This window comes from Micromonospora sp. NPDC048894 (genome assembly GCF_040649765.1).
GTDB classification, from domain to species: Bacteria; Actinomycetota; Actinomycetes; order Mycobacteriales; family Micromonosporaceae; genus Micromonospora; species Micromonospora antibiotica.
The window spans coordinates 152946-167992 of sequence record NZ_JBEZFY010000013.1 but is presented as its reverse complement, the minus strand read 5'-3'; the positions used below and the strand labels follow the sequence as shown (position 1 = coordinate 167992).

The following is a 15047-nucleotide window of genomic DNA, read 5'->3' as shown; positions in this document are numbered from 1 at the left end:
GCCTTAGGGCGCGGGGGCGGGCGGGGGGGGGGGGCGCGCGCCCCGCCCCCCCCCCGCCCCCCCCCCCCCGGCCCCGGGTGCTGCTACCGCGATCGGGTCATCACTTCGGGACCGGCCTGGTCCCGCCGAGGTTGCGCCCGGCGACGTAGCCGGCGCCGAAGAGCGCCGCCACCGAGCCGACCAGGCCGACTCCGGCCGCCACGGTGACGATGGTCGCCGGAGTGGCAAGCACCGGCATCCCGCCGACGTGGTTGCGCGCCTCGTCGCTGTGGATCGGGATGGTGGCGAGGGCGGGGTCCGCGTTCACCCTGTTGGCGAGAACGGACATGGATCACCTCCTGACTGGGGGTACGGGTTGTCGGGCGACTACTTCGGCTGTGGCCTGGTGCCCTCGGCCATGTTGCGGGCGATGCCCACCATGTAGCCGGCGTGGAACGCCACGGCGCCGACGGCGACGCCGAGCGCCACCGCCGTCGGGGTGGCGAGCACCGGGGTGAGTCCGGCCAGCCCGTGGGCGTTCCGGTCGGCCTCGGTGAGCTCACCGAACATCTCCAGGGAGATGTCGTTGGTGTGGTCGACAAGTGCGGTCATCTGGTTCACCTCCTCCGGAAGCTCTCAGCCAGTGTGAAAGGCGGCGCGCGCGCCGTTCATCTCAGCTAAAAATCGTGAATCGCTAGGATGTCCGAGGGGGTCGCCGCCGTCAACCACGGGAAACGGGGTCCACCCGATCCGACGAGGGGAGGGCACCACATGGACCACCCGACCACGGGCACCCTCGCCGAGAAGATCAACAGACTCTTCGAGGTGGTCCGCCGCCCCGACCGGGAGCAGTACCGCAACGAGGAGGTGGCCACCGCCTGCCGCGCGGCCACCGGGGAGAGCTTCTCCACCACGTACCTCTGGCAGTTGCGCAACGGCCGGCGGACCAACCCCACCAAGCGGCACCTGGAGGCCCTCGCCCAGTTCTTCCAGGTGCCGGCGGCGTACTTCTTCGACGACGAGCAGGGCGCGCGGATCGTCGAGGAGCTGGAGCTGCTCGGCGCGCTGCGCGACAGTGCCGTGCGGCAGATCGCGCTGCGTGCGGTCACCCTCTCCCCGGAGGGGCTGGACACCATCAGCGACATGATCGAAGCCATCGGGCGGCGGGAGGCACGCCGCGCCGGCCCGGCCGGCGTGGAGCTGCCCGGGCCCGGTACGGGCGGGCCGGTGGGGCGCGATGGCGGTTGATCGGGGCATGTGGCGTCGGTGCCAGCGGATTGTCGACGCGCTGTCGATCCCGACGCCGTTCGAGCCGACCCGGTTCGTCGACGCGCTGGCCCACCAGCGGGGCCGACCGGTCGAGCTGGTGCCGATGCCCGGTGGGGCCAGCCAGTGCGGCGCACTGGTCGCCACCGACCAGGCCGACTACCTCTTCTATGCCACCAGCACCACCCGGCTGCACCAGGAGCACATCCTGCTGCACGAGGTTGGGCACCTGCTCTGCGGCCACGTCGACGACCGCTCGCTGGCCGCCCTGCCCGCCCTGCTGCTGCCGAACCTCTCCACCGACCTGGTCCGCCGGGTGCTCGGCCGTTCCGACTACTCGGCCGCCCAGGAGCAGGAGGCCGAACTGGTCGCCTCGATGATCGCCCAACGCGCCCGCCGGGGCCCGACCGGCGGCGTCGGCCCGGTCACCCCCGAGGTCGCCGACGGGCTGGCCCGACTCGGCTCGATCTTCGACACCGGCTGACCAGGGCCGGGCGCCATGCTGACCTGGCTCAACTTCACCGCCCTGGCGCTCGCCGTCGTGGTCGCCGCCTACAAACTCATCCCGGTACCCGGCCGTCGGCGAGCCGCCGGCACCCGGTACCTCTCCGCCTTCTTCCTCTGTATCGGCCTCGGTCTGGCGGTGATGGCCCACCCGGTCCTGATCGCGATCAGCCACGTCGAGCCGGTGCCGAACCTCGGCCGGCTGCTCGGCAACGGCCTGGAGATGCTCGCCGCGTATTTCCTCGGCGCGCTCGGCCAGAGCATCGCCTGCCCGGCCGGCACCCGGCGTTGGCTGCGCCGGCACGGTGTCCTGCTGGTCGGCGCGGTCCTGGTGATGGCGGTGCTGCTGGCGAACGCCGACACCACCTTCACCTTGAACTTCGTCAACGCGTACTCGCGGGATCCGGTCGTCGTCGGCTACCTCGTGGTCTTCTTCAGCTACATCGCGGTCTGCCTGGTCACCTTCATCACCAGCGTGGGCGGCTACCTGCGGCACGTGCCGGCTGGCGTACTGCGGACCGGACTCAGCTTCGTGGTCACCGGCACCGCGCTGGGCATCGTCTGGGCGGCCTGGTCCGGGGTCCGGCCGGTGGTCACCCTCCTCACCGGCCGGTCCCTGGCCACCACGCTGCCGATCGGCGCCACCCTGGGCTCGATCTGCATGCTGCTCTGGCTGATCGGGGCGACCCTGACCGCCTGGGGCGACCGGATCACCGCGCCACTGCGGTGGCTACGTGCGCTACACCGGCTGCGCCGCATCGACCCACTCTGGCGGGCGCTGCGGACCGCGCTGCCGCAGATCGCCCTCAACACCAGCGGCGGCTGGCCGTTGCCCGGCGCGGAGTTCGCGCTCTACCGGCGGGTGATCGAAATCCGCGACGCGCAGTTGACGCTGCGCCCCTACGCCCATCCCGACGTGCCCCGCTGGGTCGACCCGGCGGCGGACCCGGCCACCGTGGAAGCGGCGGTGATCGCCGCCGCCCTCGTCGGTCACGCGCACGGCCGGGACTACCGTGCCGAACACCCCTTCCAGGACGTGGACGCCTCGCTGGCCTCGGAGAGCGCCTGGCTGGCCCGGGTGGCCCGACAGTTCGCCAGCTCGGCGGAGGTGGCCCGGGTCCGCCAACGCGCTGCCGCCGAAGCCACCAAACCCCAGAACGCCGACCAGGCGTAGGCCTCTCGCAACTGGGTTTCGGCTGGCCGCTGAAGCTGCGGGTGTCCTTCGCCCGCGTCAACCCCGGTGATCCCCCCGGGCACACCGGCAGAACCGACGGTCCGGTTTGCCGGAATGGCACGCAGGGATGTCAGCGTGGCTTCCTGATCACAAGCTGCATCGCCAACGGTGAATGCCCGTATTGACCGAGCACTGTCCCGGCCTGATCGCCGCGACGGACTCGCTGATCTGCTGCCGTGCTGCCATCGGCCGCCGGGCACGCCCGTGTGGTGAAGCGCGATGGTGGGGTCGCTCGCAGAGACAGCACCGTACTCTCGGAAGCGAACAGCCTGGCAGGAAACGACTTCGCCCGGCTACCACCCTCAATGGCCTTCATGCGGTTGGCGGCTGCGCGCCAGGAGGCAGCCGGCAAAGGCCGGTCAGCGCCACGGCTGCCAACGTCGCGGACGGACCGACGAGTGCGCGGGAGCCCATCACGGCTCCGAAGGACTGGTCAGCCATCAATGACCAGCGAGACCGCCACGACAGGGCCGACCCGATCGAGAGCGCGACTCCGATGGACAGGACCGATCCGGCGGAGCCGATGCTGCCGACGGAGGCAATCGAGCCGACGCTGCCGATGCCTGCTGTGGAGATGTCGTGACCCGGGATGGGCCATGAGTCGTAGGAAGGGTCCGCGCGCGGACGGGCCGCGAAGCCGGCCCGGCACCGGCAGCCGGGATGTCGGAGATGCCTGATCGACAAGCTGTTTCTGGAGGATCGATCTGCGGGATCGGAGTTCGGTTCCCTGACGGTTCACCAGCAAGGTAAAGCCCTGAACTGGTGATTCCACTGGGTCCGAGCTTCTAGACCTACTGTATCGGCCGAGGTTCCTACGTTGCGCACCGATCACGTTCGAGCCGAGATAGGCGGCGGGTCTTGTCAGGACTACCCTCCGTGGGCTGGAATCATCAGCGATGACCACCTTCCTGCAGAAGCGCGACCGTATGCGGCGGATCTTCCGCGGCGAGGACACCTTCGGCGAGGGGACCGCCGCCGAGCAGGCGACCCGGTTCCGGCTCGCGGAGATGTATCCGGAAGTGATCGAGATAGCCCGACGGAATTCGCGGGACGTGGACTGCCCACAAGTAGATCTGCTGGTGAGCCTGGCCGGGTTTTCACCGGAGACGACCGTGCTGGCCTTCGAGCTACTGCGACCAGCCCGGTTGCTGGTGATCTCCTCGGACAACTCCCGGTCCAAGGTGAACGTCATCTCCGAGATGTTGAGCGGACGGATCACCTTCTCCGACTTCCAGCACCAGTACGTCGATCCTGTCGATGTGAGTGAGATCTACGACATCGTGAAGAAGGCGGTCTTTCCTCGTCCCGGGGCGAGGCCGATCTCCGCGATCATCGACATCACCGGCGGGAAGAAGGTGATGAGCGCGGGTGCCGCGCTCGCCGCCGCCCAGTTGGACCTCAGGATGTGCTACATCGACAGTGAGTTCGACCCGGAGATGCGGCAGGCCGTGCCCGATACCGAGCGGTTGTGTGTGCTGCAGAATCCGACTGTCATCTTTGGCGACAAGGGCATGGATGCGGCCCGGGAAATGTTCCGCTCCGGCGTGTACGCGGGTGCTGCGGCCCGTTTCGGTGAGCTCAGTCTCTCCATGTCGGAGCCGGCGCAGGCCCGGTTCCTGTGCGACCTGTCAGCGCTGTACCAGGCATGGTGTGACCTGGATACGCCGGCACTGCCGGACCTGGTGGCGCGGGTCCGGACCCGGCTGGTCGACCAGCGATCCGGGCTGAAGCCGGAAGTCGGGCAGCGGTTGCTGCAGCAACTCGACTTCGTCCACCGGCTCGTCGAGCGCGACCGCTCTGCCCTGCTGCTCAACTACTTCCTCCTCGGTGAGCACTACCAGCAGTTCCATCGGTACGACTTCGCCGCGCTGCTGTACTACCGGACCATCGAGGAGAGCCTCTCCGAGCGGATGCGCCGGGCATACGGTGGATTCGAAGGTGGGCATCCCGACTACCGACTGCTTGACGCGGACGTCGACGGTTTGACCGCCCGCTACCAGGCGGCCAGCCGGGAGCTCTTCGGCGGCCGGAGGGGGACCGCTGCCCTGCCGTGGAAGGTCGGGCTGATCGACGCCCTGCTGTTACTGCACTGTGTGGATGATGCGCTGCTGCCTGCGGCCAAAGTTGCTGACCTGGGTGGTGTGGGGCACATCCGAAGCCTGGTGGAGGTGCGTAACCGTTCGGTTCTTGCGCACGGTGACATGTCGGTGACGGTAGACCAGTCCCGGATCCTGCGAGCTCGGGCCCTGCAGAACCTGCGTGCCTTCTGGGCCTTGCACCACCCGGAAGAGCGGATCGACCAGTCGATCGGCATCCTCCGCTTCCTCGACGAGGCATGAGGCGTGTCCGACACCCTGTTGGCATGCCCCGGTAGCTGGACGGAGCAGAGGCAGCGCGTCTTGATCGGCGAGATGACGATCAGTCGGCCACCGCATCTGTCACCGCCGCCCGACCGCTCCTGGGACGGCGTGGCCCGAGACCTGCTTGCCGGCTTCTGGTTGGCCCGGCGTCCATCCCGACATGGCAACGAGCTCTTCCAACTCGGCGGCACCGAGTTCGAGCTGCGACTGCGGCGACGGCAGGGCAAGAATTCGGGAGTCTGGCTGGCCGAGGCAGTATCGATCACGACCGCCACTACGGTGCCGCGGACCTTCCGGGCAGTACCCGAGCAGGTGACCTTCGGGATGGTCTGGGACGAGCCGGAATGCGACCTGGTCGAGATCGAAACCGCCCTGCTCGACCGGAAGCGGCAGGTCCGCAGTTCGCGACAACGCCCGTCCAGGCAGGGCAACGGCGACCTCCACGCCCAGGTGCGCCTGCAGTACGGCGAGCTGGGCACGCTGATCGACCTGCTCAAGCAGCGTGCTGAAGAGCCCGAGGAGACGATCGGAGGGCTGGCCCGTCCGACGCACCCGAAGCCGGGCCGACAGGCGGCGATCTTGGTCGACTCGACCGATGACGGTGTGGACGGCTTCCGCGGTAAGCGGGTCCGGCTGACCCGGGCAGATGGCGGGGCGTACAACACCGAGGTTCTGTCGGTGCGGCGCGGCCAGGTCCAGGTGGCCCAGCCGTCCGACTGTGTGTTCGAGCGGGATGAGGCAGTCACCCTGTCGGTCGTCCGCCCCTTCGGCATGCGGCAGAACGCCGAGGCGCTGGCCCGGTTCCGAGATGAGAACGTGGAAGGCGCCTGGGACGACCTGGCCCGGCTGCTCTGTAAGCCACAGGCGTTGTCCCTCCCAGAGCTGGCCCCGCCCCCTGTCTACTTCTGCGACGACGATCCGGATGTGCCGGCACTCAACGACGAACAGCGTCGGGCAGTGGTCGGTGCGATCGGCAGCCCGCACGCCTTCCTCGTCCAGGGGCCACCGGGCACCGGCAAGACCGAGGTGATCGGCGAGGTGATCCGGCAACTGGTAGCCCGCGGTGAACGGGTGCTGTTGCTGGCGCCGACCCACGTCGCGGTCGACGAGGCCCTGCGCCGGATCGGGCGGAAGCCAGGCATCCGGCCGCTCCGGGTTACCTGGAGCGACGACCGGGTGGACGAGGATCTGCACGCTTTTCTGCCGAGCCGGGTCGGTGCCGAGCAGGCTCGGCGGATCATGCGCCCCGGCGACCACGGGCAGCGGGGGCGGTGGGAGCGCGAACTGTCCAGAGTGCGGGAACGGTTGACCGAGGTCGCGACAGCCAGCGCGGCGGTGCACCGGTTGACGGCGGCCCTGGCCAACCTGACGGCGGCCAGCCAACTGGCCAGCGAGGCCGACGAGCGGCTCACCGTCGGGCGGGACCGGCTCCAGCCGGAACTCGACCGCTTGCGGGTGGCACAGGAGCGGCAGGAGGCCACGTTGTCGGCCGCCGCTGACGCGTTCAACCAGGCGGCGGAGTGGGAGGCCAAGGAGCGGGCCGAGATCGAACCGACCCTGAGGATCCTGCGTAAGGCGGCTACCGACCTCGTCGCCGTGAGCGGTGCTCTCCCTCACCTGGCACAGGCGTACCGGTACGCCGACGGGGCGTGGCGAGCGTCGATCTCGCGGCACGAGAATGCAGTGGCCCGGTCGACTGCCGCGATCGTGCAAACGGAGCGTGCCGTCGCCCATGCCGAGGAGGCGCTGTTGTCCGCCCGGGAGGTGGCGATGCAGGCACGGATGCACTTCGACGTGGCGAAGCAGTGGGCGACTCCGTTCGACCGGATGGCGGACCGGCTGGGCCGCGGCCGGATCGCCCGGACACGGCGAGAGGACGCCAGGGCCGAGCGGGACGTCGCCAGATGGCAGGAGGCAGTGGTCCACCAGCAGGCGAAACGGCGATGGCTGGTGGAGACGCACGAACGGCTGCTGCGCGACGGCCGTGCCGAACGGACCCGGCTGGGAGAACAGAACGTGGTCGCTCGGGACAGGCTGCAGACCGCAAACTCCCGGTGCACCGCTGCGGTGGATGCCGTCGAAAGTGTGGTCGCGGCGCTCGGTGGCCAGCTGCCTCGACCCCCTCTCGGCGATGCCGTGGCCGTCCGGCGGATCGGCGATGCGTTGAACGCGCTCCTGGCCGTCGACGGCCGGCTGGCGTACGGGTCGGACCGTCAATCACAGGTCGGTCTGGCACCGGTCGTCGACATGGTGGGGCGACTCCGGCTGGCGGCAGCGCAGCGGCAGGCACACGATGACAGCCTCCACGCGGTCCGTCAGGCGTTCGACGAGTCGGTGACGGCACTGCGTTCGAGGGCGGAGGCGCTGCACGCGGAACTCGTCGACCTGGGTTGGCAGGCGGACATGGCCGTCCAGGGAGTGGCGGCGGCCCGGGCCGTGGTGGAGACGGCCACCCGGGAACGTGATCGGCTGGTGGCGGCCGGCGAGGATCCGGTCGAGCTCGAACGGCAGCTACAGCGCCGCCAGCATGTGCTGGAGCGGCTGCCGGCCCTGGACGCGCGCTGGCGCGAGTTGGTTGCCGAGCGCACCGACGAGCAGTTCGTGGACGATGTCACACAGTCCCTGATCCGAGCCACCAATCTGGTCTGCGCGACCACCAAGGGCATCGTGGGCCGTGGCAGCGACATCGTTCGGCACACCGACTACGACACGCTGATCGTCGACGAGGCCAGCCGGGTGACCGAGAGTGAATTCCTGATCGGCGCCGTTCGCAGCCGCCGCTGGGTGCTGGTCGGCGACGAACACCAACTTCCGCCGTACGTCGAGCAGCGGGACGAGCACTTCCTGCACGCGCTCACCGCGCTGCACCGCCTCGCCCGCACGGCGGCACCGACCCTCGACCGGGCGGTTGAAGACCTCGCCGAGCTGTGGCAGGAGGACGAACGGGAACGCGCCTTCCGGACGGATTCGGTGGGTCGGGAGGCCGCCGCGTTGGAGGCGTCGGGGCAGTGGGCCACCGTCTTCCGGCACCGTTTCGCCGAGGTCCACAAGCGGTTCAGCCGGAACGGGGACGAAACGGAGATCGACCGGCGCCTCCTCCTGTCGATGCGCCGCTACCTGGCGCAGAGCCTGTTCCAACGCGTGGTGGGGGTGTGCAGCCCGCGACTGCGACAGCCTCTGGTACTGCAACGTCGGATGATCGCCCCACTGGCCCGGATCGTGGACGGACCCGTCTACGGTGGCCGTTATCGCTCGCCGTCCGACGCCGAACTCGCCGCCGCCGGGGTCACCCCGCTGGTGCTCCCGCGTCGGTTCGAAAGACCCGCCCTGTTTTTGGACACCAGCCACTACCAGGATGCCGCCGATGAGCAGGTACGCCATGGGTTCGTCAACGTCCGCGAGCAGGAGATGATCGTTCGGGCGTGCCAGATCTACAACGCGGAGCTGCGGGCCCCGATCAGTGTCAGCGTCCTGTCGTTCTACCGCGCGCAGGCCCGGGCACTGGAGAACCGGTTGCTCGGCCTGCGGCTTCCGATGCTCGACTGGGAGGTGATCGACGTCGTCGACCGCATCCAGGGCCAGCAGAGCGACCTGGTGCTGCTGAGCTTCACCCGGGCCAGCCTGTCCCGGGTGGGACCCGGGTACGGCAAGTGGTTGCAGGACATACATCGGCTGAACGTGGCCTGCACCCGGGCCCGCCGCGCGCTGGTGCTGGTCGGCCACGGCCGGACACTGCGGCAGTTGCGTACTGACGACCGCGCCCGTCGGTTCTATGCTCACCTGCTCGACCTGTTCGACACCGACGACAACTTCCAGCGGATCGAGCAGTTGGGATGATCACCTTCAAGTGGACGCCCCCGATCCAGGTGCCCGAGAATGCGACGGTGGTGGTGCGAGAAGCCTTGGTGCCGATGCTGTTCTGGACCTCGGTGCCGGTCGTCCGCCTCGTCTACGAGGAGTTGACGGTCGTCGATCGCCTAGTCGTCGAGTCGGCGATCATGCTGGCACCGATGCGGCCCGAGGACGTCGCGGAGGTGACCGGGATACCGGCCGAGGTGGTCACCCGGATCGCCGAGCGGCTGACCGGACTGGGCCTGCTCGACGTGGACGGCGGCGGGTACCGGGCGGTCGCCGAGGTGGCCGGCGCGGCGCTGGCGCGGCTGACCGTCCCCGAGTACCGGACCGTCACCATGACTTTCCTGTTTCTGCCGCACACCGGTGACCTGGTCGCCTACTCGCCGGGATCGCGCGGCACCACGCCACCGCCGTTGCACCGGGGCGCCCCGGCCGAATATGCACCGATGCCGGGGGAGATGTCCGACTTCACTGATCTGCTGCGATCACGCATCCGGGCCAGGGACGTCATCGGACTGCCGGACGACATCGTCGACGCTGTCGAGCCGGCCGAGCCCATGAGGATCGAGGCCGACTGCCCGGCGTACCGTTGCTCCGGCTGGATCAGCGGTGCCGGTGTCGCGCGGAAGCTGGTCCTCAAGGTGCGGGAGTCTGGCGGGAAGGCACCCGTGTCGCTGCCGCTGGACGGGGCGACCCGGCAGGCGGCCGAGTGGACGGCGCTCGCGGACCAGGCAGCTCACGCGGGCTCTGCCTGGGTCGACTCCGGGGGTACGGTGACAGTCGAACGGGAAGGCCCGCTCGACTGGGTGTACCGCCTCGACGCCGCCGCAGCCGAGGCCGCGGGGTCGGAGCTGCCGCTCACACCCACCGTTGGGCTTGAGATTCGGACGGAAACCTGCGTTCTGGGGGTCAACGTCCGGCTGATCGCGGCCGAACCGGCCGCCCGGCGGGTCTTCGCGAGACACGACGCCGTCCGCCGGCTTCGCGACCCCGGACCCGGCTCACTCGACCCCGACGCCCTGCGCGGCGCTATCGAGCAGGCTCGCGCCGCATACGAGTTGGCGGCGGACGACGTCACCGAGGACGACGTGGTTGACCTGCTGTGGACAAGCGGACACTGGCCGCAGGTCTACGCGCTGCGCCGTGACCGGGACTTCTGCTATGACTGAGGCGGCTACCGACCGGCAGGTGGTCACGCTCGCAGACCGGGTGGTGACCGGTGGTTTCTTCGTCCACCGATCGTCCGCGCCGCGACGGACCCCGTTCGACGGCGCAGTTGCCGACCCGGCGGAGCCGTACCGCCACTGCTGGACGTACCAAGGTGGGGGTTCGACGATCCGCGGAGAGCTGCTGTCGATGCTCGACGGCGCTCGCGAGAAGATCTTCGTTGGCACCCTGTTCCTCGGCGACCGCGCGGTCCGCGAGGCGCTGGTTCGCGCCGCGACAAGGCTGCGAGGCGGCGTGTACGTGCTGTCCGCCCTCGACGACAAGGGCCTGGACAAGGCGATCAACGAGGTCGACGACGGTATGTCGATCGACGACCAGACCGAGTACCGGAACTTCAAGGAACTGACCCGCCAAGGCATCTACGTGCGCGGCCGGCCCGGTGTGCACGCGAAGTTCGTCGTGGTTGACGACCGTGTCGCGCTGGTCTCCAGCGCCAATCTGGTGACCCGGTCCTTCGACGTTGTGGGCGAAAACGGCGTGGTCGTCACCGACCCCGCCCACGCCGGATACCTGGCCCGACTCTTCGCTCGGTTGTGGGCGGAGAGCCCATGGGAGATGCCCCCCGACCGGGATCACTACCTGGTCCAGTCCCGGGCGGTGGACCGGCACGGCACGATCGCTGAGCCAGCTGGCAACGGCCCTATCTGGACGTACGGCAAGCAGTTCGCGATCCTCCAAGCGATCCGGGAGACCGTCGACAACGCCCGCAGCGACTTGCTGCTGGCCACCTTCAGCGTGGCGAACATGACGTACCCGCTGCTGCGGATGACGGCACGACCGGAGATCCTGTTCGAGCCGATTCGTCGGGCAGTCGAGCGCGGGGTGCGGGTCCGGTTGCTGATGCGCGGTCGAAACCACATCCGCGCGGCGCGTGCGGAGGCCACCGCCTTCGCCGCCGCTGGCGTTGAGATCCATGCCGACCGGCTCACGCACGCCAAAGCGGTGATCGCCGACGGCCGCGACGGTGCTCTGTTCTCGGCGAACTTCCTCACCGACTATGGCCTGCTCGGTGGGGCAGAGGTGGGCATGCGGCTAGACGGCACGGCGGCGTTGGCCGACGCGGACCGCTACTTCCGCCACGTGATCGCCGAGGCAGACCTGGAGTTCGTCCGCGATCCGACCCTCGGTCGACTCGCGGAGTCGATCTACGCCGAGGCGCTCAACACTAAGTGGCGGCCGTCGGTGGTCGAGGTGCAGCGCGGTCCGGGGTTGGCGGTGTTGGCTGCCGGCGACGGGCCGGTGCTGTTCGAGCAGCAGCCGGACAGCGCGGAGATCCTTCTGTACAGCGGTCGTGATCAGCTGATCCTGACGCCCTCGCGGGAACCCGGCGGCTATCAGCTCGATCTGCTGCCGGGTAGTACGCGCTCCTCGGCGGAGCAGTTGGAGTTGTGGCTGACTGCCGCCCGCCCGGCCCGGGCTGCGGGACCCAGCCCTCGTCGAGGCCTCTGCGCCTCCCCGTTCAGGGTGCGAACGCCCTGAACGGTTGACGTCTTGCCCAACCGACTTACCAACTTCGTCATTGCCAGTTCGCAGTTCAGGCCGTCCTGCAGGGGTACGTCGCTCCACGGGGCGAGCCGGGGTGCATTGGTGGATGCTCCACCGGTGCTCGGTTGCAGGCGGACTCCGGCGATCAGCCGGCGCGGCGGTAATGCAGGGCCACTACACCATTGCGCATCGGCTTCGCCGAGAGCAGTTCGAGTCGGCGTGTGCTGGGCAGCCCGCCCTGGTACAGCCTCGGGCCGTGACCGGCGATCCGGGGGTGCAGGAGCATCCTGTACTCGTCGATCAGGTCCAGCCGGTCCAGCTCGGTCGCGAGGTTGCCACTGCCGAGGAGGACCCCGTCCGGGGTCGCGTCCTTGAGCTTCTGCACGCCCTCGCGCAGATCGCCGACGATGTGGTGGCTGTTGGTCCACGGGAAGTCCGTGCGCGTCGACGACACCACGTACTTGGCTTTGGCCTCCAACTTGGCCGCCCACTCCTGCATCGCCGGCGGCGCCTCCTGGTCACCGCGGGCGACGGCCGGCCAGGCGCTCTCCATCATCTCGTAGGTGACCCGACCCCACAGCATCGCCCCGGCCTCGTCCATGAGCCGGGTGAAGAAGGCGTGCGTCTCGTCGTCGACGACCCCCTCCTGATGGTCGGCGCAACCGTCCAGGGTGATGTTGAGGCCAAAGGTGAGCAGTCCCATGGCCGGCGAGTCTAACGCCCCCGGTGTCGCAGTTCGGGCGCGACATGCAGCCGAGAACAGCACTGAAGGACGATGCACATAGTCGTGCGTTGCCGGAGCCCGTGAATCACACATCCGCGAAGGCGGGTACCGCCTTCCGTCGGGCCCGGGCAATGCCCTCATGCGCGTTTTCCTGCTCGTCGTGGTCACCGGTCGCGGTGGCGATCGACAACGCAACGGCGTACCGGGCTACCGCCTCGGTGGTACGCCCCGCGGCCGTCAGGACGTCACCCAGGATGTTGAGTGCGCTCGCCTCCCCGTAACGGTGCCCGATCGAATGCAGAATGCGGATCGCCACGGTCAGGTCACCGATCGCCCGCGCGTGGTCGCCGCGAGTGCCGTGCACCGGCCCAGGTTCGTCAGCGCGACTGCTTCGCCGTAGACGTGGCCGGCCGACCGGAAGATGTCACGTGCCGCCGACAAATGCCCGGCTGCCTCGTCGTGCCGCCGGAGGCTGGTGCACACGTCGCCGAGGTTCGTCAGGGCCGCGGCCGCTCCGACTACGGCGCCAGTCTCGCGGAACAGAGCGGCGGCGCGGAGCAACTGGTCGTACGCCTCGTCGAAGTGGCCCGGGCGGGTGTTGGCGTTGCCGAGGTTCACCAGCGTGGACGCTTCGCCGTATCGGTCGCCGACGCGGCGATAGGCGGGGAGCGTTGTCGAGAAGGATGAGCAGCCTGCGGCCTGCGGTCTCGGCCCGGTACCTGGCGGCCCGGCGGTCGAGGTCGGTCGGGATGCTGGTGGCGGGAACGCCGAGGGACTCCAGGAGGTGTCCGAGCGCGGCCCGCCGACGGCGGCCGGCGTACACCGATCCCGGGCAAGGGCATCCTCCGACCGCTGTGGGATGTCGGCAGGCGCACGGCCGCGGGCGATCCCGATCTGCTCGTGGCACGCCTCTGGGTGGAGCCGGCAGCGACGCTGCCACCAGGCGCCACCGGGTCGGTCCGCCTTGGCCCGCTGTCCCCGCCCCTCTGGAGACACCTGCAGCCGGGCATGACCATCACCATGCACGAGGGTCGGCCTGCGGTAGGAACGGCCACCGTCATTGGGGCGTCGAATACGTTTTGACCTTGGCCACGACACCGAGGCGGGAACGATCGGGTTCGGCGACACGCGTAGCGGGCGTTGTCCGGCAGGCGTACACGTAGGTGATGAGCTCGCCCCGTGGAGCTGCGGATGAGTGGATGTTTGCCCGGTCCGGACGGGATGCGACGCTGAAGGCATGGTCTCCCGATCGACGTGCACGTGGGTGGCTTCGGGCTGCCCGGCGACTTCCCGGGCCGTGGATGCGTCGATGTCTCTGACGACCGTGACAGCGTGGTGGAGGGCCAGGGGACCGAGTCCACCCTGCGGCAGGTCGATGACACCCACGCCCGAGCGGAGATCGGGCTTCTCGGCTCGTCCGCCCCGAACACTCGCCGGTCACTGGATCAGCGCGACGTCCGCCCGCCGGTGACACCCGGATGAGCCTGGTGTCGGCGTTCGTGCCGATCTGGATTCTCACCGTGGTCGGCTATGCGGCCTGTCGGTGGGGTCTGTTGGGCGAGGCGGGGGCGGCGGTACTCGGCCGGTTCGTGTTCCAGCTGGCGATGCCGGCCGCACTGTTCCTGGCACTGTCCCGGATGCCGCTGTCCGGGTTCGCCGGCCGCCCGCTGCTCGCCTTCGCGGCGAGCACCGCTGTGGTGGTCGGGTTCGGGTGGTTCGGTGCGAGCCGGCTGTTCGGTCGCGAGCCCGGCGAGCGGCCGATCTGGGGTATGGCCGCCGGGTACGTCAACTCGGCGAACCTCGGCATCCCCATCGCCACCCAGGTACTCGGCGACGTGGCATTCCTGGCGCAGGTGGTGCTGCTACAGGTACTGGTGGTGGCACCCGTGATCCTGGTCGCCCTGGACCGGCACCGCGACCCCGCCGGGCGGATACGGGTCCGGCGGATCGCCTCCCTGCCGGTACGTAACCCGGTGATCCTGGCGTCGCTGCTCGGTGTCGCCTGCTCGGCTGCCGGCCTGCGGCTGCCGTCGGCGGCCGACGCGACACTCACCCTGCTGTCGGGCGCCGCAGCTCCGGCCGCCCTGGTCGCGCTCGGCGCGTCGCTGCACCACACGACGCCGTCGCGCAGCGATCGGGCCGCGCCGGCCGAGCTGGCCGTGATCACCGCGCTGAAGCTCGTCGCGCAGCCGGCCGTCGCGTACGCGGCAGGGCTGGCCCTGCACCTGCCCGCGCCGCAGCTGCTCGCCGTGGTGGTGTGCGCGGGCCTGCCGACAGCGCAGAACACGTTCATCTTCGGCCAGGAGTACGGCGTCGGCGAGGCGGTGACCAGCCGCGCGGTGCTGCTGACCACGACACTGTCGCTGGCCACCCTGGCCGCGGCAGCGGCCCTGCTCAGGTAGGTCCGTCGGCG

13 protein-coding genes and 1 pseudogene are annotated in these 15047 nt (G+C 69.6%); 8 read left to right on the top strand and 6 right to left on the bottom strand.

Annotation, left to right across the window (positions count from 1 at the left end; translation table 11 throughout):
• Positions 1-100 precede the first annotated feature (100 nt).
• Together AB0C22_RS25110 and AB0C22_RS25105 are read right to left on the bottom strand one after the other, a co-directional pair.
• Positions 101-328: a hypothetical protein gene (locus AB0C22_RS25110; RefSeq protein ID WP_219460154.1), complete on the bottom strand. Its 228-nt coding sequence runs from the start codon at positions 326-328 to the stop codon at positions 101-103.
• 38 nt (positions 329-366) lie between these two features.
• Positions 367-591: a hypothetical protein gene (locus AB0C22_RS25105; protein WP_219460158.1), complete on the bottom strand. Its 225-nt coding sequence runs from the start codon at positions 589-591 to the stop codon at positions 367-369.
• A 159-nt stretch (positions 592-750) separates the two neighbouring features.
• On the opposite strand from AB0C22_RS25105, the gene AB0C22_RS25100 reads away from it, so the two are divergent.
• Genes AB0C22_RS25100 through AB0C22_RS25090 form a run of 3 tightly spaced genes read left to right on the top strand, consistent with a single transcriptional unit; the run spans position 751 to position 2923 of the window.
• Entirely contained in the window at positions 751-1227 is a 477-nt protein-coding gene (locus tag AB0C22_RS25100) for an XRE family transcriptional regulator (RefSeq protein ID WP_219460161.1), read from the top strand.
• Positions 1217-1729 carry a hypothetical protein gene (locus tag AB0C22_RS25095; RefSeq protein ID WP_219460163.1) on the top strand — a complete coding sequence of 171 codons (513 nt, stop codon included), beginning with the start codon at positions 1217-1219 and terminating at the stop codon, positions 1727-1729. Before AB0C22_RS25100 ends, AB0C22_RS25095 begins: the two co-directional genes overlap by 11 nt.
• 15 nt (positions 1730-1744) lie before the next feature.
• Entirely contained in the window at positions 1745-2923 is a 1179-nt protein-coding gene (locus tag AB0C22_RS25090; RefSeq protein ID WP_219460167.1) for an MAB_1171c family putative transporter, read from the top strand.
• 362 nt (positions 2924-3285) lie between these two features.
• Here AB0C22_RS25090 and AB0C22_RS25085 read toward each other — a convergent pair.
• Positions 3286-3574 (bottom strand): annotated as a pseudogene (locus AB0C22_RS25085) (hypothetical protein).
• 305 nt (positions 3575-3879) lie between these two features.
• On the opposite strand from AB0C22_RS25085, the gene AB0C22_RS25080 reads away from it, so the two are divergent.
• The 4 genes from AB0C22_RS25080 (at position 3880) to AB0C22_RS25065 (ending at position 11904) form a co-directional block, all read left to right on the top strand.
• On the top strand, positions 3880-5322 hold the full coding sequence (locus AB0C22_RS25080) for a hypothetical protein (protein WP_357537350.1): 1443 nt from the start codon (positions 3880-3882) through the stop codon (positions 5320-5322).
• A gap of 72 nt (positions 5323-5394) precedes the next feature.
• On the top strand, positions 5395-9180 hold the full coding sequence (locus AB0C22_RS25075; protein ID WP_357537348.1) for an AAA domain-containing protein: 3786 nt from the start codon (positions 5395-5397) through the stop codon (positions 9178-9180).
• On the top strand, positions 9177-10367 hold the full coding sequence (locus AB0C22_RS25070) for a hypothetical protein (protein ID WP_219460177.1): 1191 nt from the start codon (positions 9177-9179) through the stop codon (positions 10365-10367). Before AB0C22_RS25075 ends, AB0C22_RS25070 begins: the two co-directional genes overlap by 4 nt.
• A 19-nt stretch (positions 10368-10386) precedes the next feature.
• Complete coding sequence (locus AB0C22_RS25065; RefSeq protein ID WP_219460181.1) at positions 10387-11904, top strand: phospholipase D-like domain-containing protein; 1518 nt, start codon at positions 10387-10389, stop codon at positions 11902-11904.
• Positions 11905-12055: 151 nt separating this feature from the next.
• Here the strand turns inward: AB0C22_RS25065 and AB0C22_RS25060 are convergent, their stop codons facing one another.
• From AB0C22_RS25060 to AB0C22_RS25050, 3 genes are all read right to left on the bottom strand, one after another.
• Positions 12056-12613: a dihydrofolate reductase family protein gene (locus AB0C22_RS25060; protein WP_219460185.1), complete on the bottom strand. Its 558-nt coding sequence runs from the start codon at positions 12611-12613 to the stop codon at positions 12056-12058.
• A 106-nt stretch (positions 12614-12719) separates the two neighbouring features.
• On the bottom strand, positions 12720-12950 hold the full coding sequence (locus AB0C22_RS25055) for a hypothetical protein (RefSeq protein WP_219460189.1): 231 nt from the start codon (positions 12948-12950) through the stop codon (positions 12720-12722).
• A 2-nt stretch (positions 12951-12952) separates the two neighbouring features.
• Positions 12953-13252, bottom strand: coding sequence for a tetratricopeptide repeat protein (locus tag AB0C22_RS25050; protein WP_219460192.1), 300 nt, complete (start codon positions 13250-13252; stop codon positions 12953-12955).
• 860 nt (positions 13253-14112) lie between these two features.
• Between AB0C22_RS25050 and AB0C22_RS25045 the strand changes: the two genes are divergently transcribed.
• Positions 14113-15036 carry an AEC family transporter gene (locus tag AB0C22_RS25045; protein ID WP_357537345.1) on the top strand — a complete coding sequence of 308 codons (924 nt, stop codon included), beginning with the start codon at positions 14113-14115 and terminating at the stop codon, positions 15034-15036.
• Positions 15037-15047 lie beyond the last annotated feature (11 nt).

What these genes read in the sequence shown, in the direction of transcription:
- AB0C22_RS25075 (WP_357537348.1), top strand. Translation starts at nt 5,395, where the DNA reads ATGACGATCAGTCGGCCACCGCATCTGTCACCGCCGCCCGACCGCTCC.
- AB0C22_RS25100 (WP_219460161.1), top strand. Translation starts at nt 751, where the DNA reads ATGGACCACCCGACCACGGGCACCCTCGCCGAGAAGATCAACAGACTC.
- AB0C22_RS25110 (WP_219460154.1), bottom strand. Translation starts at nt 328, where the DNA reads ATGTCCGTTCTCGCCAACAGGGTGAACGCGGACCCCGCCCTCGCCACC.
- AB0C22_RS25070 (WP_219460177.1), top strand. Translation starts at nt 9,177, where the DNA reads ATGATCACCTTCAAGTGGACGCCCCCGATCCAGGTGCCCGAGAATGCG.
- AB0C22_RS25060 (WP_219460185.1), bottom strand. Translation starts at nt 12,613, where the DNA reads ATGGGACTGCTCACCTTTGGCCTCAACATCACCCTGGACGGTTGCGCC.
- AB0C22_RS25090 (WP_219460167.1), top strand. Translation starts at nt 1,745, where the DNA reads ATGCTGACCTGGCTCAACTTCACCGCCCTGGCGCTCGCCGTCGTGGTC.
- AB0C22_RS25080 (WP_357537350.1), top strand. Translation starts at nt 3,880, where the DNA reads ATGACCACCTTCCTGCAGAAGCGCGACCGTATGCGGCGGATCTTCCGC.
- AB0C22_RS25105 (WP_219460158.1), bottom strand. Translation starts at nt 591, where the DNA reads ATGACCGCACTTGTCGACCACACCAACGACATCTCCCTGGAGATGTTC.
- AB0C22_RS25045 (WP_357537345.1), top strand. Translation starts at nt 14,113, where the DNA reads ATGAGCCTGGTGTCGGCGTTCGTGCCGATCTGGATTCTCACCGTGGTC.
- AB0C22_RS25095 (WP_219460163.1), top strand. Translation starts at nt 1,217, where the DNA reads ATGGCGGTTGATCGGGGCATGTGGCGTCGGTGCCAGCGGATTGTCGAC.